The sequence below is a fragment of the Gymnodinialimonas sp. 202GB13-11 genome (assembly GCF_040932485.1).
GTDB lineage: Bacteria > Pseudomonadota > Alphaproteobacteria > Rhodobacterales > Rhodobacteraceae > Gymnodinialimonas > Gymnodinialimonas hymeniacidonis.
Map to the genome: position 1 here is coordinate 1,672,092 of NZ_JBFRBH010000001.1, position 18,206 is coordinate 1,690,297.

General features: G+C 60.8%; 15 protein-coding genes. 6 read left to right on the top strand and 9 right to left on the bottom strand.

Features of this window, described 5'->3' with window-relative positions; all coding sequences use genetic code 11:
- Positions 1–156: 156 nt before the first annotated feature.
- The 6 genes from V8J81_RS08310 to V8J81_RS08335 all read right to left on the bottom strand — a co-directional run bounded on the left by V8J81_RS08310 (position 157) and on the right by V8J81_RS08335 (position 7,536).
- Complete coding sequence (locus V8J81_RS08310) at positions 157–1,056, bottom strand: carbohydrate kinase family protein (protein WP_368475282.1); 900 nt, start codon at positions 1,054–1,056, stop codon at positions 157–159.
- A gap of 12 nt (positions 1,057–1,068) precedes the next feature.
- Entirely contained in the window at positions 1,069–2,202 is a 1,134-nt protein-coding gene (locus tag V8J81_RS08315; RefSeq protein ID WP_368475283.1) for an ABC transporter ATP-binding protein, read from the bottom strand.
- 5 nt (positions 2,203–2,207) lie between these two features.
- The gene (locus tag V8J81_RS08320; protein ID WP_439649879.1) at positions 2,208–3,875 is read right to left on the bottom strand and encodes an alpha-glucosidase; all 1,668 of its coding nucleotides are present in this window, start codon (positions 3,873–3,875) and stop codon (positions 2,208–2,210) included.
- Positions 3,876–3,889: 14 nt separating this feature from the next.
- Positions 3,890–5,038: a carbohydrate ABC transporter permease gene (locus V8J81_RS08325; RefSeq protein WP_368475284.1), complete on the bottom strand. Its 1,149-nt coding sequence runs from the start codon at positions 5,036–5,038 to the stop codon at positions 3,890–3,892.
- Positions 5,039–5,050: 12 nt separating this feature from the next.
- Positions 5,051–6,031 carry a carbohydrate ABC transporter permease gene (locus V8J81_RS08330; RefSeq protein WP_368475285.1) on the bottom strand — a complete coding sequence of 327 codons (981 nt, stop codon included), beginning with the start codon at positions 6,029–6,031 and terminating at the stop codon, positions 5,051–5,053.
- Positions 6,032–6,186: 155 nt separating this feature from the next.
- A complete protein-coding gene (locus V8J81_RS08335; protein ID WP_368475286.1) occupies positions 6,187–7,536 on the bottom strand; it encodes an ABC transporter substrate-binding protein in 1,350 nt (449 codons plus the stop codon).
- A gap of 262 nt (positions 7,537–7,798) precedes the next feature.
- Here V8J81_RS08335 and V8J81_RS08340 point away from each other — a divergent pair, with 262 nt between their 5' ends.
- Genes V8J81_RS08340 through V8J81_RS08350 form a run of 3 tightly spaced genes read left to right on the top strand, consistent with a single transcriptional unit; the run spans position 7,799 to position 11,133 of the window.
- Complete coding sequence (locus V8J81_RS08340) at positions 7,799–8,833, top strand: LacI family DNA-binding transcriptional regulator (RefSeq protein ID WP_368475287.1); 1,035 nt, start codon at positions 7,799–7,801, stop codon at positions 8,831–8,833.
- A 25-nt stretch (positions 8,834–8,858) separates the two neighbouring features.
- Positions 8,859–10,166, top strand: a complete 1,308-nt coding sequence (locus tag V8J81_RS08345; protein ID WP_368475288.1) for a GH1 family beta-glucosidase — start codon at positions 8,859–8,861, stop codon at positions 10,164–10,166.
- 28 nt (positions 10,167–10,194) lie between these two features.
- Positions 10,195–11,133, top strand: a complete 939-nt coding sequence (locus V8J81_RS08350; protein ID WP_368475289.1) for a glucokinase — start codon at positions 10,195–10,197, stop codon at positions 11,131–11,133.
- Between the two features lie 42 nt (positions 11,134–11,175).
- On the opposite strand, the gene V8J81_RS08355 is transcribed toward V8J81_RS08350, so the two are convergent.
- Together V8J81_RS08355 and V8J81_RS08360 are read right to left on the bottom strand one after the other, a co-directional pair.
- On the bottom strand, positions 11,176–12,066 hold the full coding sequence (locus V8J81_RS08355; protein WP_368475290.1) for an aldo/keto reductase: 891 nt from the start codon (positions 12,064–12,066) through the stop codon (positions 11,176–11,178).
- Positions 12,066–13,220: an LLM class flavin-dependent oxidoreductase gene (locus tag V8J81_RS08360; protein WP_368475291.1), complete on the bottom strand. Its 1,155-nt coding sequence runs from the start codon at positions 13,218–13,220 to the stop codon at positions 12,066–12,068. The genes V8J81_RS08355 and V8J81_RS08360 overlap by 1 nt, the downstream gene beginning before the upstream one ends.
- 100 nt (positions 13,221–13,320) lie before the next feature.
- Between V8J81_RS08360 and V8J81_RS08365 the strand changes: the two genes are divergently transcribed.
- Genes V8J81_RS08365 through V8J81_RS08375 form a run of 3 tightly spaced genes read left to right on the top strand, consistent with a single transcriptional unit; the run spans position 13,321 to position 16,057 of the window.
- Complete coding sequence (locus V8J81_RS08365; protein ID WP_368475292.1) at positions 13,321–14,073, top strand: GntR family transcriptional regulator; 753 nt, start codon at positions 13,321–13,323, stop codon at positions 14,071–14,073.
- 25 nt (positions 14,074–14,098) lie between these two features.
- Complete coding sequence (locus V8J81_RS08370) at positions 14,099–15,187, top strand: Gfo/Idh/MocA family protein (RefSeq protein WP_368475293.1); 1,089 nt, start codon at positions 14,099–14,101, stop codon at positions 15,185–15,187.
- A gap of 21 nt (positions 15,188–15,208) precedes the next feature.
- Positions 15,209–16,057 (top strand): glucosamine kinase nucleotide-binding domain-containing protein, encoded by an 849-nt coding sequence (locus tag V8J81_RS08375; protein WP_368475294.1) that lies wholly within the window; start codon positions 15,209–15,211, stop codon positions 16,055–16,057.
- On the opposite strand, the gene V8J81_RS08380 is transcribed toward V8J81_RS08375, so the two are convergent.
- Positions 16,054–17,913 (bottom strand): polysaccharide biosynthesis protein, encoded by a 1,860-nt coding sequence (locus V8J81_RS08380; protein WP_368475295.1) that lies wholly within the window; start codon positions 17,911–17,913, stop codon positions 16,054–16,056. The two genes, V8J81_RS08375 and V8J81_RS08380, sit on opposite strands and share 4 nt — an antisense overlap.
- Positions 17,914–18,206 lie beyond the last annotated feature (293 nt).

Below are 18,206 nucleotides of genomic sequence, written 5' to 3' on the forward strand. Positions count from 1 at the left end.
ATGGCGGATGGGAGGTCCGCGTGGATGATGAAGATGCCATCGTTCTGGCAAGGCGTCACGTGGGGGCTCCGGCTTAGCGAAAGCTGATTTTCTAAGCGACGATTTCTACTGATCCATTGATCGTCCTCAGTCGGCGCCAGCCTTCCATCCAGACGATCAGGACTGCCGAGGCAAAGCAGCGCGCTTCAGGATCGCGTCCGGGCCAACACGCGCCGGAAACAGCGCCCAATCCTCAATCGCAAAAGCCGCCGCCGCAGCGGCAAAGCGTCCGGCGTCGGTCAGGGAAAAACCGACACGCAGCGCGTGCCAGAGGGCAACCGAAAACGCATCCCCTGCCCCATTGCTATCCTGCATCTGCGCAAAGCATGGCGGCACGTAAGTGTTGCCTTCGCGGCGGTGAATCGAAGCCCCTTTCTCTGCGTGGGTCACAACGATTGTGTGGGCTCGACCGGATAGGAGCTTGGCAACCACCGGCTCGGGTTTAGGCAGAGCCACATCTGACAACTGGATGACATCGGCATGCTCGATAAATGCGTCATACCAAGGGTTTGCGCCGTCATAGTCGTGCAGGTCCAGCAGGATTTCGGCCTTGGTCCGACCAAGCAATAGCAACAATTTGCGAGAGGATTGCGCGAGCGACAGAAAGATCGTGTCCGCGCCCCGGATAGCATTGGCGGCACGATCCAAATCCAGCGCAGGATGGTCTGGCCCGTTTGACAGGAACAGGGAATAGCGCCCACCTGCGCGATCCATAATGTTAAGATGGTGTGGGGTTGGATCGGTCTGTACATCAACCAACATCTCGATCCCCCGCTCGGCACAGGCGGCTTGCACCTGTCGCCCATGCGGGTCGTCCCCCAGAACGCACTGAAGAACCGGCTTGTAACTCAATTCCGCCAAAGCCATGGCCTTGCCCGCCCCGGTGGAACCGACGCCTTCGCGTTCAGACGCATTGAACAGGGTCGTCGATCTGCCCTGCGGCAAGGCGTCGACATAGACCATGCGGTTCCAACTGGCCGCGCCGAGCACCAGGACGTTGTGAGGCTCGGCCGTCATGCAGCAAGTGCCTTAGTGCGGTTGCACGCCCGGCAGGAAAACCGTTTCATCGCGGTAGAGCAGGCTGACGCCGTCCTTGAAGACATGCACCTTGTCTGCCGATGCGGTCAGTTTCACATCCGAGCCGCGCAGGTCCTTGTGGATACCGGCCAGCTTGCCGATGACCGGATCATCTTCTGCATTGGCACGCGCGAAATACAGCAGCGTGACTTCACCCAAGGCTTCGGTGATCTCGACCGTGCCATGATAGGCAAAGTCGGACCCATCCGCCTCGACCATGTCTTCGGGTCGGATACCAACCTCGACCTCGGCGCCCATATCGGCGTCGGTGGAGGGATAGTTGGATGTGATTGTGCCACCACCCTGCTCCATCTCAAGTGTTGTCGTAGCGCCGGTGCCAACAATCTTGCCGTTCATCAGGTTCATGGCGGGTGAGCCGATGAACTTGGCCACAAAGGTCGAATTCGGCTTTTCGTAGAGCGTGAGCGGGCTGCCCACCTGGGCGACGCCACCACCGGCCAGAACCACGATGCGCGAGGCCAAGGTCATCGCCTCCACCTGGTCATGGGTTACGTAGATCATTGTCGAGTCCGGCATCTCTTCCTTGAGCTGCGCGATCTGGATGCGGGTGGCCACGCGCAGACTCGCGTCAAGGTTGGAGAGCGGCTCATCAAAAAGGTAAACCTTCGGGTCGCGTACGATGGAGCGGCCAATGGCGACGCGCTGGCGTTGCCCACCTGACAGTGCCTTGGGCAGACGGTCGAGGAAATTCTCAAGCTGCAGCTTGGCGGCGGCGGCCTCGACCTTGCGGTCAATCTCTTCTTTGCTGTCGCCCGCGATCTTGAGCGCGAAGGCCATGTTATCGCGCACCGTCATGTGGGGATACAAAGCGTAGGATTGGAACACCATTGCGATGCCACGCTCGGATGGCGGCACGTCATTGACGACCATATCGTCGATCACCAACTCGCCACCGGTGATCTTTTCCAGTCCAGCGATCATTCGCAAAAGCGTGGACTTGCCGCAGCCCGAGGGACCAACGAACACGATCAACTCGCCCTGTTCAATGTCCAGGTTGATGTCGCGCAGGACCTGCACAGTGCCACCATATGTCTTCTCGACGTCGGTCAGTTTCAGATTGGCCATCGGTCTTATCCCTCTGTCTTAATGTCGGTGCGCCGTGCAAAGCCGGCCTCGTATGGTGGCAACATCATTTCATCGCCCATCGGTTCGCCATCGAAGGGCGAGATGATCCGTTCCCATGACCCATCGGCCAGCGGCACGCGTTGCGTTTCGTTGCTCAGGTTGAAGGTGCACAGCACCTCTTCGCCCTCATGGCAGCGGATGAATTCCACCACCGGGCCCACGGCGCGGAGGCCGCGCATCGTGCCTTTGATCAAGGCCGGCTGCGTTTTGCGCCAGTGGATGATCTGGTTGTAGTAGAACAACATGCTTTCCTGCGCGCCGGTCTGCTTGGCGACCGCGCGCGCCAGATGTTCAGGTGCCACCGGCAGCCACGGCTTGGCCTCCGAGAATCCACCATTCTGGTTGTCTGCCACCCATGGTATCGGCGTCCGGCAGCCGTCGCGGCCTTTGAACTTGGGCCAGAAGCGGATGCCGTAGGGGTCCTGCAAATCCTCGAATGCGACATAGGCTTCGGTCAGGCCAAGCTCTTCGCCTTGATAGAGGCAGACCGAGCCGCGCAGGCTGAGAAGCAGCCCTGCGTAAAGTCGGATCGCTTCTTCGCTCAGCGCCCAACGGGAGGCATGGCGGACAACGTCATGGTTGGAAAACGCCCAACAGGCCCATCCGTCACCCACGGAATTCTCGTAATCCGTCAACACCTGCACTACCCGGTCGGCATCCGGGGTCACGCCCGAGAGGAACTCGAACGAGTAGCACATGTGCATCTTGTCGCCGCCGGAGGTGTATTCGGCCTGAATCTCAAGGCCGTATTGCGCATCGCCCACTTCGCCCACAGCGGTGGCCGCCGGGTAGTCTTCCATCACTGCACGCAAGCGACGCAGGAACTCGAGGTTCTCGGGCCGGTTCTTGTCGTGGATGTGATCCTGCCAGTTATAGGGGTTCACTTCCGGTGCGATGGTGGCATTGCGCGCCTCTGGATCGAGGGCGGGATTGTCGCGCAGATCGGCATCGTGGAAGTAGAAGTTGATCGTATCAAGGCGGAAGCCATCGACGCCGCGGTCCAGCCAGAAGCGCGCCACGGACAGCAATTCTTCCTGCACATCCGGGTTGTGGAAGTTCAGATCGGGCTGCTCTTTCAGGAAGTTGTGCAGGTAATACTGCATCCGTTCGCCGGACCATTCCCAGGCCGAGCCGCCGAAGATCGACAACCAGTTGTTGGGCGGCGTGCCATCGGGCTTGGCATCGGCCCAGACATACCAATCGGCTTTGGCGTTGGTCTTGTTCTGCTGGCTTTCCTGGAACCAAGGGTGCTGGTTCGACGTATGGCTGAGCACCAGATCGATCAGCACCTTCAGCCCCAGATCATGGGCGCGTTTGATCAGCGCGTCGAAATCACCGAGCGTGCCGAACATCGGGTCCACGTCGCGGTAATCGCTAACGTCATAGCCGAAATCGAGCATGGGCGAGCGGAAGAAGGGTGAGATCCAGATCGCATCGACGCCAAGATCGGCAATATGCTCCATCCGGTGGATGATGCCCGCCAGATCGCCGATCCCGTCGCCGTTGCTGTCCTGAAAGCTGCGCGGGTAGATCTGATAGATCACTGCGCCGCGCCACCAATCCTTGTCCGGTGCCACGATGTCGCCTTGGGGCATGTCCTGCATCAGGTTCATGGCCGTATCGTTCCTTACTTAACCGAGCCGGCCAGCAGGCCGCGCACGAGGTAGCGTTGCATGGTGAAGAAGACGAGCAGCGGAACCGCGATGGAGACGAATGCCGCCGTCGCAAGGATACCCCAGTCGCCGCCGCGTGAACCCAGAAGGTCGTCCGCGATCTTCACGGTCATCACGGCTGCGTCGCCAGCCGAGGGCAGGAACACCTTGGCCACCAGAAGGTCATTCCAAGTCCACAAGAACTGGAAGATCGCGAAGCTGGCCAGTGCCGGGAACGAAAGCGGCAGAATGATCTTCGTGAAGATCTGGAAATCCGTCGCGCCGTCTACCTTGGCGGACTCGATGATATCTCGCGGCAGGCCGACCATGTAATTGCGTAAGAGGTATATCGCGAGCGGTAAGCCGAACCCTGTATGGGCTAACCATATGCCTACGAAGCTCTGACCGATCCCGAGCTGGTTGTGCAGGTTCAGCAAAGGTACGAGCGCTAGCTGGAGGGGCACCACGAGTAAGCCCACCACCGCTGCGATCAAAAGCCCCCTTCCCGGGAAATCCATCCATGCCAAGGCATATGCCGCGAAAGCCGCGATCAGGATTGGGATGATCGTTGCCGGGATCGTCACCGTCAGCGTGTTGATGAACGCGCGGTCCATATTATCGGCGGTCAGAACCGTTCGGTAATTGTCGAGGGTGAATTCCGGTGGCGTTTCGGCCACGAAGTATACGCGCGGCGCGCCGTCTATCGGCTCAGGCGAGGTGTAGACATAGGTGCCGTCGGCATTCACCTGAATGGTGCCGCCATCGCGGTTCTCGGCCTCCGTCCCGGCCTCAAACGCGCCCGGCTCCCGCCCGCGCAGACCGAAGGCCGCGATGGAGCTTTCACCATCCTCAAAGCTTTCGCGCACTTCCTCGGATTCGAAGATATTGCCTTCGATCACGAAGAGGTTGCCCTGCTCCGTTGGGGTTGCATCAGCGCGTGTGCGGTACGTCAGTTCCACCGAGAAGGGGGCCACCCACCAGCCCGAGGCCGCGATCTGGTCACGGTCCCGGAAGGAGCTGACGAAGAGGCCCACGGTCGGAATGAGCCAGGCGATCACGATCAGAAGCACCGCGATGTTGGTGACAAGGGAAAGGCTGCTTTTCTGTCCTGCGATATTGTCCATTGCTCTTCCCCCTCAGCGCATTTCTTTGCGCGCTTGCGCGATGTTCCAGATCATCACTGGCAGAACCACCAGCATGATCACGAAGGCCACGGCCGTTGCCTGCCCGTCGTCGCGGAACATGAAATCCATCATGAAGGACGGCAGGATCTCGGTCCCGAAATTGCCGCCGGTCATGGTGTAGACGATGTCGAAAACCTTGAGGACGAGGATGGTGATGGTCGTCCAGACCACCACAATCGTGCCCATGATCTGCGGCACCTTGATCTTGAAGAAGACCTGGAACGGGTTCGCGCCGTCGATGATCGCGGCTTCCACCGTTTCCTCGGGGATGCCGCGCAGGGCCGCGCTTAGGATCACCATGGCAAAGCCCGTCTGGATCCAGATCAGGATGATCATCAGCAGGAAGTTGTTCCAGAATGGGATTTGGAGTGGATCAATCCCCTCCTCCGCGCCGAAGTAGAAGCGGATGGCGTTGATGATGCCGATGTCACCGTCCTGTGCGTAGACAAAGCGCCAAATAAGCGACGCGCCCACAAAGCTGATTGCCATGGGCATGAACACCAACGATTTGGCGATATTGCCCCAGCGCAGGCGATCGGTCAGCTGCGCGATCACAAGGCCAAGGAACGTAGCCCCCGCAGGCACCACAAGCGCCCAGAGGATGTTGTTGAGGAAGGCCTGCCGGAAATCGGGGTTGTTGAAGAGGCGCGCGTAATTGCCTAGCCCCACAAACTCATCGCCGCTCCGGTCGTAGAGCGAGCGGAAGAACGAGCCGACCACCGGGTACATCAGGTACAGCCCCAGCGCGAACATGGCCGGGAACAGGAAGACCCAAGGGCGGATCATGTTGGCGCGGTTAATGTTGCGCCCTGCATTTTCACCACGAGCGGGGAACAGCACCTTATCGATGAAGAGGTTGGCGAAGTAGAAATACCCCACGCAGCCGCCCACGCCGATGATAATAGTGATGATGCCTTGAATGACTGGCGACATGGTGCGCCCCTCCCCCGGTCGAATGGTGTTGGCAGATGCGCTCTGGCCGGGCGGGCCGCATTGGGCCGGTCGTGCGCCGGTTTATCCGACTTGGCTGGCACCCGGCCCGCAGTTTTGCGGGCCGAGGCCGGTATCATTTTCCGTGAGTGGACGGATTACTGGATTTCGGACCAGCGATCCTGGATGCGGCCTGCAACCGAAGCGGCGTCTTCGCCACCCACATAGTCGACCATGCCGGACCAGAAGATGCCCTGACCGATTTCCGACGGCATCAGGTCCGATGCGTCAAAGCGGAAGGTCGTGGCCCCCAGCAGGATGTCGTTCATCTGACGCAGCGTGTCAGAGGCGAACAGGTCGCTGTTCACACCCGAATGCGGTGTCAGGAAGCCCGACTGTGCCATCCACACTTCGTGCGCGATCTCGGTCTGCAGGAACGCGATCAGCGCCTGAGCGCCTGCGCTGTCCTGCGTGATGCCGAAGGCCGTGCCAGCGCCCAGAACGGGCGAGCCAAGGTCTTCACCGGCGAACGCTGGGAAGTAGAAGAAGTCGCTGTCCGCATCTTCAGGGAAGAAGGTCGGGATGAACGACGCCTGACGGTGCATGTAGCACTCCGCCGGGAACGTGAAGAGGCCTGCGGGGCTGTCACGGAAGTCGGTGGAGGCCACAGCCTCGGATCCGCCATTGACCCAATCATTGTTGCGCGCGAACGAACCGAAGACTTCGATGGCGTTCACAACCGCCGGATCGTCAAAGCCGATCTCGTTGGCAACCCACTGGTCATAAACCGACGGGTCCTGCGTGCGCAGCATGATGTCTTCAACCCAGTCCGTGGCCGGCCAGCCGGTTGCAGCACCGGAACCCAGCCCAATGCACCAAGGCGTCTCTCCGTCGGCGACGATCTGTTCGGACAGCGCGATCAGGTCTTCCATGGTTTCAGGAATGTCGTAGCCTGCTTCATCGAAGGCTTCCGGCGAATACCAGACCAGCGATTTCACATCGACCTTGTAGAAGAAGCCGTAAAGCGCCTCTTCACCGTCGGGGCCAGCAGCCGTCGCCAGCGACACCCACGATTCACCGGCCGCGTAGTTGTCGCGGATCCAGTTGGCCGTGTCTTCGCTCAGCGGCGTCAGCTCACCGCGCGATGCGAGGTCTGCAATCAGGCCGGGCTGCGGGAAGACGGCAACGTTCGGGGCCGAATCGGCCTGCGTCGCGATCACGATGTCCTGCTCAAAGCTGTCGGAGCCGGAATATTCCACAACTGCGCCAGTGGCGGATTCGAAGTAGTCGAGAACCGAATTCACAAGCTCAGCGTCAGCACCCGTCCAGGGGCCAGTGATGGTGACAGTCTCACCCGACAGGTCGAACCCATCGGCGAACGTGTTGTAGCTGTCCCAGTTAAAATCGCCTTCGCCAACGGCAAAAACGTGGTTGATGTGACCATCAGCCAGTGCGCCGCTCGCGGAAAGCGCCAGTGCAGCCGCACTGGCCAGATACATCTTCTTCATAGGTGACCTCCCAGTCAGTTTCGCGCGGGGCCGTGTCGCCCAGCGCGTGCAGTGCCCCGCTGCGCCTCTCTCCAAAGCGCTTTGGGTTAGCGATACACTTGCCGATGCAAAGGCCGCTGTCAATGAGACTCTGCAAACAACAGAAAAATCATGGAATTTTGGACCATCTGGTCAGAGAATGCGTATTTCCCCCTTTGACAGCGCGGCAGAGCTGCCGCTAGCTTACTTCTGATTTTCGAAGCGCTTTGAAAGCTGATTTCGTATGAATCTCAAGGAATTGTCCGAGTCGCTCGGACTGAGCCAAACCACAGTCAGCCGCGCTTTGAACGGCTACCCCGAGGTTCGGGAAGAAACCCGTATGCGCGTTCGCGCGGCGGCGGAGGCTGCGAATTACACACCCAACGCCAAGGCCCGCAGGCTGGCAACCGGGCGCGCGATGGCGATTGGCCACGTGATGCCGCTCACCGGTAAAGAAGAGCTGGTAAACCCGATCTTCGCCGACTTCATCGCCGGTGCGGGAGAAATCTACGCCCGCGAAGGCTATGACCTGTTGCTGTCGATGGTGCCCGCTGAAGGGACAGAGGCGGCGTACCGTCAGATGGCCGCCAATGCCTCCGTCGATGCTGTCATGGTTCAGGCCCCCACAATGGACGATGCGCGCGTCCCGCTTTTACAGGAACTCGGTCTGCCCTTCTTGGTTCATGGGCGCACGGGCACGCCGGAGGGCTACTCCTGGCTCGACGTGGCCAATATCCGCGCCTTCCGCCGGGCGACCGACTTCCTCTTGGATCTCGGCCACCGCAGAATTGCGTTGATCAACGGTCAGGAAAGCCTCGATTTCGCCCGCCGCCGTCGCCTCGGGTTTGAGCAGGCCATGGCCGCGCGCGAGGTCTCACCCAACGCCGCATGGATGCGATCGGACGTGATGACCGAGCAATATGGCTACCGCGCCGCCTGTGAGATGTTGGACGCAGGCGATGGGCCAACGGCCTTTCTGGCTGCCTCGATCATTCCCGCCATAGGGATCCGCCGCGCTGCAGGCGAGCGTGGGCTCAAGATCGGGCGCGACGTGTCGATCATCTGCCATGATGACGGACTCAGCTATATGGGCAACGAAGGCATCAGCGCGCCGGACGGCCCCGCGTTTACGGCCACACGCTCCTCCATCCGGGCAGCGGGCCAGCGCTGTGCGGAGATACTGCTCAGCCTTATCGACAATCCCAAACAGCCGCCCATCCAAGAGCTGTGGGATACCGACCTTTCGCTGGGGCGCTCCACAGGCCCTGCCCCCGCCTGACCCTTTGCCTGACAAGGACACCAAAATGAACTTCACCCGCGCCGACTTCCCCGACGGCTTCCGCTTTGGCGTCGCCACGTCCGCCTACCAGATAGAAGGCCACCAATTCGGCGGTGCCGGCCTGACCCATTGGGACAGCTTCGCAGGCACACCCGGCAATGTCGTGCGGTTCGAAAACGGCGCGCTGGCCTGTGACCATTACAACCGGCTGGATGAAGATCTGGACCTGATCGCGGGGCTTGGTGCGGATGTCTACCGCTTCTCCACCTCCTGGGCGCGGGTCATGCCCGAAGGCACGGGCGCGGTGAACGGCGAGGGTCTGGATTTCTATGACAGGCTGGTCGACGGGTTGCTGGAACGCGGAATTTCCCCTGCCCTGACCCTGTATCACTGGGAACTCCCGCAACCGCTGGCCGATCAGGGCGGCTGGCGCAACGTGGACATGCCGAACTGGTTTGCCGACTATGCCGAGGTTGTGGCGGGCCGCCTTGGCGACCGCCTCTGGTCCCTCGCACCGATCAATGAGCCCTGGTGCGTCGGCTGGCTGTCCCACTTCGATGGTCACCATGCGCCCGGCTTGCGCGACATCCGCGCCACTGCCCGTGCCATGCACCATGTGCTAGTCAGCCATGGCCGGGCCATTCAAGTGTGTAAGGGTCTGGGTGTCCAAAACCTCGGCGCGGTCTGCAACTTTGAATGGTCCACGCCCGCATCAGATGCCCCCGAAGATGTCGCTGCAGCCACCCGCTACGATGCAATTTACAACCGCTTTTTCCTCGGCGGCCTCTTCAAAGGAGAGTATCCGGCGGAGGTGCTCGACGGATTGGAGCCGCATCTGCCCAACGGCTGGCAAGACGACTTCCCGACGATCCAATCGCCGCTCGATTGGGCCGGGATCAATTTCTACACACGAAAACGCCTCGCCCATGTGCCGAACGCCCCCTGGCCCGCCTACGCAGAGATGCCCACCCAAGGCCCGACCACCGATATGGGGTGGGAGATCTACCCCGACGCCTTGCAAATGTTTCTGACCCGCATGGCGCGCGAATATACTGGTGACTTGCCGATCTACGTGACCGAAAACGGCATGGCCTCAGCAACAAATCCTGACCCTGACCGGATCGAATACCTCGACCAGCACTTGCGTGCCGTACAAGCCGCTATCGCCGAAGGTGCTCCTGTTGCCGGCTATTTCGTCTGGTCCCTGATGGACAATTACGAATGGGCGCTGGGGTACGAGAAACGCTTTGGCCTTGTCCATGTGGACTTCGACACCTTGGCAAGGACGCCCAAAGCATCCTATCACGCGCTGGCAGATTGGTGGCGCGGCTGACGCGCGGCCTGCCGGGTAAGGAACGATCATGGCCCTATCACTCGTCGCCGATATCGGAGGCACCAACACCCGCGTGGCCCTTGCCGACGACGCGCATGTCCGTGTTGACAGCGTCTCGCGCTATCGCAATGCCGAGCATCAGGGCATTGCGTCCGTCATCGCCCGCTATCTCGACGATACCGGGCAGGACCGCGATGCGATTTCGGGCTGCTGCGTGGCGATGGCCGGCCCGGTACATGATGGTGTCGGCACGCTGACAAACCTCGATTGGCGCATCGACAAAGCGGTTTTGGCCGATGCGTTGACTGCTGATAAGGTAGCTGTGCTGAACGATCTGCAAGCGCAGGGCCATGCGATTGGCCATATTGCTTCAGATGATCTTGAAGTTGTTCTTCCCCAACCGGAGGTTCCCGCGACGGCCGCCAAACTCGTCATCGGATTGGGCACCGGGTTCAACACTTGCCCCGTTTTCGACACAGCTGCAGGGCGCTTCGTTCCGCCGTCTGAGGCGGGGCATGTCAGCCTGCCCGCGTCGATCACTGCACTTCACGGAATTCTGGGCGCACTTGGCGATTCCAAGGGTTTCCCGTCGGTCGAAGAAGTGCTGTCTGGCCGCGGCGTCAGCAATCTGCACCGCGCCTTGCATGGCGTCCTCATTGGACCGGCCGACATACTGGCCCATATCGGATCCGGCGATGAAGCGGCTTGCGAGACCGGCGCGCTGTTCGTGGAAGTGCTTGGGGAAGTGGCCGGCAATCTTGCCCTGACGCACCTGCCCTTTGGCGGCATTTACCTTGTCGGCGGCGTGGCCCGCGCCTTTGCCCCGCACCTGGACCGGTTCGGCTTTGTGGAAGCCTTCCGCGCCAAAGGCCGGTTCTCAAACTTTATGGAGCAATTCGGGATCAGCGTTGTCAGCGACGATTACGCGGCCCTGACGGGCTGCGCGAACCATCTATCGCACCTCTAGCGACAGATCCTCTCATCCAGCTTTCGGCTGTTTTCGCAGCTGTTACGCGACCTCGTGGCCAAGGGCGGCTGTGTAGATTTCAAACCAGTCGACGCGGCTGAGATTTACTTTAACAGCATCCGACAAGCCCTTTATCCGGCTGAGGTTGTTCGTTCCCATCACCGGCAGGATCTTGGCCGGGTGACGCAGAAGCCACGCGACGGCCACGGCGTCCGCGCCGACGCCCTGTTCGGTCGCAATGCGGTCAAGGACAACGCGCACCGAAGCCCCTTCATCGCCAAACAGCGCACCCCCGGCCAAAGGCGACCAAGCCATCAGCGGCTGATTGCGTTGCTGGTGGTAGGCCACATCGCCATTGGTGAACGGCACATGATGCAGAACGGACATCTCAATCTGGTTGGTCGCCAGTTGCGTGTCCATCGCCGATTGCAGCAGGTCCCAATCCCATGGACGGAAGTTCGAAACGCCCACAGCACGGATCTTGCCGGACGCCACCAGCTTATCGAGGCAGGCGCCGGTTTCCACGTGATCCATCAGCGGATCGGGGCGGTGGATCAGCAGCAGGTCAATGACGTCAATCGCCATATCTTTCAAGGAATTATCGACACAAGCTGAGATGTACTCCGCACTCGTGTCGTAATACTTCACCCGCTTGTCGGAGTGCTTTCCGATGGGTGCCACGATATCGCATTTGGTCACGATCTCGACCTTGTCGCGCAGGCCCGGCGACGCCTTGAACGCCTCCCCCAACAGCGCCTCGGCGATGTAGCCACCGTAAATGTCGGCCTGATCCAATGTCGTGATGCCCTGCTCAAGGCACGCCTCGACCTTCGCCTGCACATGGGCGGGCGAGGTGTCGTCATCATCTCCCAGCCGCCACATACCGTAGACGATTTGGGACATCTCGATGCCCCCGACATTGATACGATCCATCAGCGACGCTCCCCTGTGCCCAAAGGCGTAGTGGGCGTGCCGCTTGGCACCCGTCCATAAACCTCTGGCATTGAACATGTTTTCAGCTCGGGCATGACCAGCCGCCCGAAGTGTTTGCATTCATCCATATGCGGATAGCCCGAGAAGATGAAAGCGCGGATGCCCATCTTTTTGTATTCCTCGATCTCGCTGAGGACCTGATCGGCGGAGCCGACCAGCGCCGCACCACATCCCGACCGCGCACGGCCCACGCCGGTCCACAGATGCGGCTCGACATAGCCATATTTGTCGGCCAATTCGCGGGCCTTGGCCTGATGCGACACGCCCAGAGACGTCGAATCCAGGGCCCGTTCGCGGATCAACTGACCGTATTCGTCGTCCAGCTTTGACGTCAGATGCTCCGCATATTCGCGCGCCTCAGCCTCCGTGTCGCGCACAATCATGTGCACCCGCAGGCCATAATCAAGCGTCCGGCCATAACGTTCGGCCACCGCGTTAACGTCCCGCATCCGCTGCGCCAGCGCCTCTTTCGGCTCGGGCCACATTAGATAGATGTCGCAATGATGACCGCACAGCTCCAATGCGGGCGGGGAATAGCCGCCGAAATACAAAAGCGGTCCACCGGTCTGAAAGGGGCGCGCTGGATCGGTCGTTAACCCTGCGAAATCATAGACTTCGCCTTGATAGTTAATCTCGTCCTGTGTCCAGGCCTGCTTCAGGATTTCGACCACCTCGCGGGAACGCTGGTAGCGAAACCCACTCTCCGCCTTCTCGCCTGGAAAGTCGGACGAGATGATGTTCACCGTCAGCCGTCCCTCCAGCATGTGGTCGAGCGTGGCGATGGTCCGCGCCAGCATGATCGGCTGCATCTCTCCGCAGCGCACGGCGGCCAGCAGGTTGATCTTGTCGGTGATCGGCGCGCAACCCGCCACGAAAGACAGCGTGTCCTGCCCCACCTGATAGGACGACGGGCACAGGATATTCCGAAACCCCTGCGCCTCAGCCTCTTTCACGATGCCCGAGCAATGATCCCAAGAGGATCGCAACTTGCCATCCGGCACGCCCAGGAATTCGTAGTCGTCCGAGCAAAGGGCTGCGAACCAGCTGACTTCGGCGGCGTCCAGATCTGCCGATGTGACGGGAACCACTGTCATCCCTCGCGTCCTCCCTTGCGCGGTCGTTTCTTCTCGGGTAGCACCGGAGAAACGGTATATCAATGGTATATCAATTCCGGCCAGCGAGGGAGGACGCGCGATGCCGAAGACGCTGCGCGCTACAGCTGCGCCCGTGCTGCCAGACGCGCCCACGGGCGCCCTGCCCACCTACCTGCGCATCGCTGAAGAGTTGACACGCGACATCGGCTCAGGTCGCTTGGCGGCGGGCGACAAGCTCGCCCCTGAACGCGCAATGGCGGCGGAAAAGGGCGTGGCGGTGGCGACCCTGCGCAAGGCATTGCAGCTGCTGGTAGATCGCGGGTTGATCGAACGGCGGCAGGGGTCGGGGAACTATGTGTTGGGCGGCAACCGGTCGGTCGGCACCTACGCGCTGCTGCGCCTCGAACTGGCAGGCCAAGGCGGCGGCTTGCCCACAGCCCGCGTGCTCGACATGACGCGCGCGGCAAAGCCCGCCACCCTTCCCCGCATCGGTGCCTCAGACATCGGCCTGCGCATTCGTCGCCTTCGCTTCCTGTCGGACACGCCTGTCGCCGTCGAAGAAATCTGGCTCGACGCGCGCTGGCTCGACCGCGGGCCGCTGACCCCGCAAAACATCTCGGAATCGCTTTACCGCAGCTACGAGGATCGGCTCGGTCTGAAGATCATCGAAGCTGAAGATGTGATCCGCATGGGCGCGCTGCCAGCTTGGACGCCAAGCGAACTGGGTCTCGCGCAGGCCACGAATCTACCCCTCATTGAGCGCCGCGCCTTTGATCAGAACGGACAGGCCGCCGAGGCCAGTTGGACATGGTACGACCCCGAGCGTGCCCAATATTTCGCGCGGGTGCCATGACACCCAAACAACAGGGAACACGAACATGACGCGCTACGGCATCGTCGGCTCCGGGATGATGGGGCAAGAGCATATCCGCAACATCGCGCTTCTCGCTGGCGCCGAAGTCAGCGCCTTTTGCGAGCCTGATGAAGGGATGGCGCAGGCCACCGCCGCGCTTGTGCCCGGTGCCGTGCGTTGCCCGGACCTTGAGGGCGTTGTGCAACGCAACGATGTGGATGCGCTTGTCGTGGCCTCGCCCAACCACACCCATGTCGACGCTCTCAAACGCATCGCGGCCACGCGCCCCCTGCCCGTGCTTATGGAAAAGCCGCTCTACACCGACCCCGCCGATGAGGCCGTGCTGGCCAAGCTCGTCAACGACTACCCCGCCCCCATCTGGGTCGCGATGGAATACCGCTACATGCCCCCCGTCGCGAAATTCCGCGAGCTGTGCGATCAAGCCACCGGCGGCATCAAGATGCTGGCGATCCGCGAACATCGCTTTCCATTTCTGGAGAAAGTCGGCGACTGGAACCGCTTCAATCGCAATTCCGGCGGAACCTTGGTCGAGAAATGCTGCCATTTCTTCGACCTGATGCGCCTGATCCTGCGCGATGAAGCCGTGCGTGTGATGGCCAGCGCCGGGCAAGCCGTGAACCACCTTGATGAAACCTACAACGGCGAGACGCCCGATATCTGGGACAATGGCTTTGTGATCGTGGATTTCGCCCGCGGCAGCCGCGCCATGCTGGACCTTTGCATGTTCGCCGAAGGCAGCGAGTATCAGGAAGAGATCAGCGCCGTTGGCCCCGCAGGCAAGATCGAGGCAAAGGTTCCGGGCCCCACGCGGTTCTGGAACTTCGACATTGGCCCTGCGCCGACGCCAAAAGTCATCGTCAGCCCGCGTATGCCCACCACTGGCAAGGTGGTGCATGAAACCCCCGTGGACAAAGACCTGCTGACAGCGGGTGATCACCACGGCTCGACCTACTACCAGCACTTGCGCTTCCTTGAGGTGGTGCGCAAAGGCTGGACGCCGGAAGTCACACTGGCCGATGGGGCCGCTGCCGTGCGCATCGGCATGGCGGCACAGGAAAGCGCCGTGACCGGGCGCGCGGTTCCCCTGATCTGAGCGCCGCGCTAGACTGCCTTCATGTCAGACCGGATCGACATCGGCATCGACGGCGGCGGCTCCGGCAGTCGTGTCATCGTATCAACGCAAAACCGCGAGGCGTACGCCGAGGGCGGTCCCGCGAATGTTGTTACCGATCCTGCCGCCGCCGAGGGCGCAATCCGCGAAACGGTTTTGGACGCACTCGGTCAACTCTCTCGCAGTCTCGAAGATCTTGAAGCCGCACGGATCGTCGCCGGTCTCGCAGGATGCCGCTTGCCCGGGGTCGCCGACACCTTCGCCATCCGCCTGCCCTTCCTCGCCTATGTGGTCGATGACAGCGTCACCGCGCTTGAAGGCGCGTTTGGCGGTGGGCATGGCACGCTTGTGAACCTTGGCACCGGATCATTCTTCATTCGCAAAGACGACCGAGGCGTGACGCATCATGGCGGCTGGGGGTTTGTTCTGGGTGATGAAGGCTCGGCGGCTTGGTTGGGGCGCGAGGCGTTGCGCGAATTGACCCTTATGGAAGACGGACGGATGCAAACGCACGCGGATGACCCGCTGCGCGACGCCCTACTCGAGGCGTGCAATGGGCTTCATCCGTCACAATTTGCCATGCAAGCGGCGCCAGAAGACTTCGCAGCGCTCGCCCCGCTCATCTTTGACCAAAGCACAGCTTGGGCGCACGCGTTGCAACGACGCGTCCAAACCTGTGTGGAACAAGGGTTGGAAGACATCGGCCATCCAGACGGCACGTCATGGGCACTGACAGGTGGCCTTGGTCTTGCCTTGGCTGAACGGTTGAGCGGGCCGATCACCGGCGGCCTGCAAGCACCCCAAGGCAGCGCGCTCGATGGTGCCCTTACGATGGCGCGGTCCTTGCCCTAGGCGCTGTCCGCCTCGACCATCGGACGCTGGTAGCCCTTTACAAAACCCTCAACCGCTTTGCGGAACCGGTCGGCATCGCCGCTTTCGACGGCCCCGCGCGCCTCACGCAACATGGCGGCCACCTCGATCTGGCTCAGCATGTCTTCTGACGCACGCAGGATCTTGGAGTGCGGCGTCGCAATCAACGACGCATCGTCGATCAGCAGCTCTTCATACAACTTCTCTCCGGGGCGCAATCCGGTGATCTTGATCTCGATCCCCTCCGCTTCATCCCCGTGTCGCACACGCGCGCCCGAAAGCTCGATCATGCGACGCGCGATATCGAGGATCTTCATCGGCTTGCCCATATCGAGGACGAACACGTCCCCGCCCTCGGAATAGGCGCCGGCCAGAAGAACCAGACGCGCCGCTTCGGGAATGGTCATGAAAAAGCGCGTCACTTCCGGGTGGGTCACAGTCACCGGGCCACCCGACCGGATCTGGTCCTGGAACAGCGGCAAGACCGATCCGGACGACCCAAGGACATTCCCGAACCGCACCATCGAAAACCGCGTGCCGCTGGTGCGTGAGGCCATGTCCTGCACAACCATCTCGGCCATGCGCTTAGTCGCGCCCATGATGTTTGTGGGCCGCACCGCTTTGTCGGTGGAGACCAGAATGAACCGCTCAACCCCCTGCGCTTCGGCGGCGCTTGCAACGATCTGAGTGCCAAGCAGATTATTGCCCGCCCCTTCCAGAACGTTGTCTTCCACCAACGGCACATGTTTATAAGCCGCCGCGTGAATGATCGCCTCAATGCCTTCCTCTTTGAGCACATTGGCCAAGCGCTTTGGGTTGGTCACAGAACCCAAACGCGCAGAGAGGCCGATCTGAGCATCCTCCGCCCGCACGCGTAACTCGCGATCAATCTGATAGAGGGCAAATTCCGATTGCTCGTACAACACGATCCGTGCCGGGGCGCAGTCCAGCAATTGGCGGCACAACTCGGACCCGATAGACCCACCCGCCCCAGTCACCATCACAACCCGGCCCGCATACGCCTTAGCGATGTCCGGCACATCTAAATCGACCTTGTCGCGGCCCAAAAGCGCATCGGGCGCCACCGGCTGCAACGTTGTGGACTGACCAGAGATCAGATCGACATAAGATGGAAGCACCTGCACATCACAGTCCAGTTCATGCAGGTCTGCCAGAATGGCATCGGTTTTCGCTTGGGGCAGCGATGGCATGGCCAGCAGGACGCGTTTCACTTGCCCGGATTCCACCATGGCACCCAACTGTGCAGGAGGCGAAACGGAAAGGCCCGAGATAATCAGACCATGCAGGTTCGCGTTGTCATCGACAAAGGCCACGGGCTCCACTTCAGACGAGGCGCGCAACGCCGCAGCCAATTGGATGCCAGCCGCGCCCGCGCCGTAGATCGCAACCGGCACGCTGTCTTTGCCGTTCTGATAAGAACGCGACACAAGCAAATAACCAAGGTTGCGTCCCATCACCGACATTACGAAAAACGCACCGCCAAACAGGAACGGGATAGACCGCGGGGCGTTGATATTCAGGGCAAAACTACAGGCCATCGCAATTATGATGAGAAGAGCTGAGGCGCCGGCAATGCGACTGAGCGCCGTCATGTCGAGGGACGTGAGCTTGATCCAGGGCAAACGCATCGCCAACATGATGAATGGCCCGAAAACGGTCATCACAGCAATCAGAGGTAGGGCCTCGCTCAGGTAATGTGCGGGAAACAGAACCGAAAAGCGCAGGCAATAAGCCAGCAAAAAGGCCAGCGGAACAAGCGCGCTATCGAAAGCCAGAAAGAAATATCGCTTCTGTCGACGCGACAACCCGCTTAGCATTTTAACCCCCATGGCGGCCAAGGCATAGTCGCAGCCAAATCACGCCTGATATTCTACGTGTTTTCCCTGACGCATCAGGGACAAAACCCGTGAGGACACTGCAGGACAACTGCAATATCATGCCAAAGATGCTTAGCAAAAACAACGCCGTGATGTAATGCCACCTTTCGAAACTATGCGGAATATCGCCGTCGGCGCGCCGTGCATGCCGGTATCATTTCCGTTTTGCAGAACTGCGGCGCAAATTCCCCGCATATGCACGGACACAACTGGGCAAAAGGCAACTGACAACG

Coding starts and splice junctions, on each gene's coding strand:
- V8J81_RS08310 (WP_368475282.1), bottom strand. CDS start 1,056: ATGACGGCCGAGCCTCACAACGTCCTGGTGCTCGGCGCGGCCAGTTGG.
- V8J81_RS08315 (WP_368475283.1), bottom strand. CDS start 2,202: ATGGCCAATCTGAAACTGACCGACGTCGAGAAGACATATGGTGGCACT.
- V8J81_RS08320 (WP_439649879.1), bottom strand. CDS start 3,875: ATGAACCTGATGCAGGACATGCCCCAAGGCGACATCGTGGCACCGGAC.
- V8J81_RS08325 (WP_368475284.1), bottom strand. CDS start 5,038: ATGGACAATATCGCAGGACAGAAAAGCAGCCTTTCCCTTGTCACCAAC.
- V8J81_RS08330 (WP_368475285.1), bottom strand. CDS start 6,031: ATGTCGCCAGTCATTCAAGGCATCATCACTATTATCATCGGCGTGGGC.
- V8J81_RS08335 (WP_368475286.1), bottom strand. CDS start 7,536: ATGAAGAAGATGTATCTGGCCAGTGCGGCTGCACTGGCGCTTTCCGCG.
- V8J81_RS08340 (WP_368475287.1), top strand. CDS start 7,799: ATGAATCTCAAGGAATTGTCCGAGTCGCTCGGACTGAGCCAAACCACA.
- V8J81_RS08345 (WP_368475288.1), top strand. CDS start 8,859: ATGAACTTCACCCGCGCCGACTTCCCCGACGGCTTCCGCTTTGGCGTC.
- V8J81_RS08350 (WP_368475289.1), top strand. CDS start 10,195: ATGGCCCTATCACTCGTCGCCGATATCGGAGGCACCAACACCCGCGTG.
- V8J81_RS08355 (WP_368475290.1), bottom strand. CDS start 12,066: ATGGATCGTATCAATGTCGGGGGCATCGAGATGTCCCAAATCGTCTAC.
- V8J81_RS08360 (WP_368475291.1), bottom strand. CDS start 13,220: ATGACAGTGGTTCCCGTCACATCGGCAGATCTGGACGCCGCCGAAGTC.
- V8J81_RS08365 (WP_368475292.1), top strand. CDS start 13,321: ATGCCGAAGACGCTGCGCGCTACAGCTGCGCCCGTGCTGCCAGACGCG.
- V8J81_RS08370 (WP_368475293.1), top strand. CDS start 14,099: ATGACGCGCTACGGCATCGTCGGCTCCGGGATGATGGGGCAAGAGCAT.
- V8J81_RS08375 (WP_368475294.1), top strand. CDS start 15,209: ATGTCAGACCGGATCGACATCGGCATCGACGGCGGCGGCTCCGGCAGT.
- V8J81_RS08380 (WP_368475295.1), bottom strand. CDS start 17,913: ATGCTAAGCGGGTTGTCGCGTCGACAGAAGCGATATTTCTTTCTGGCT.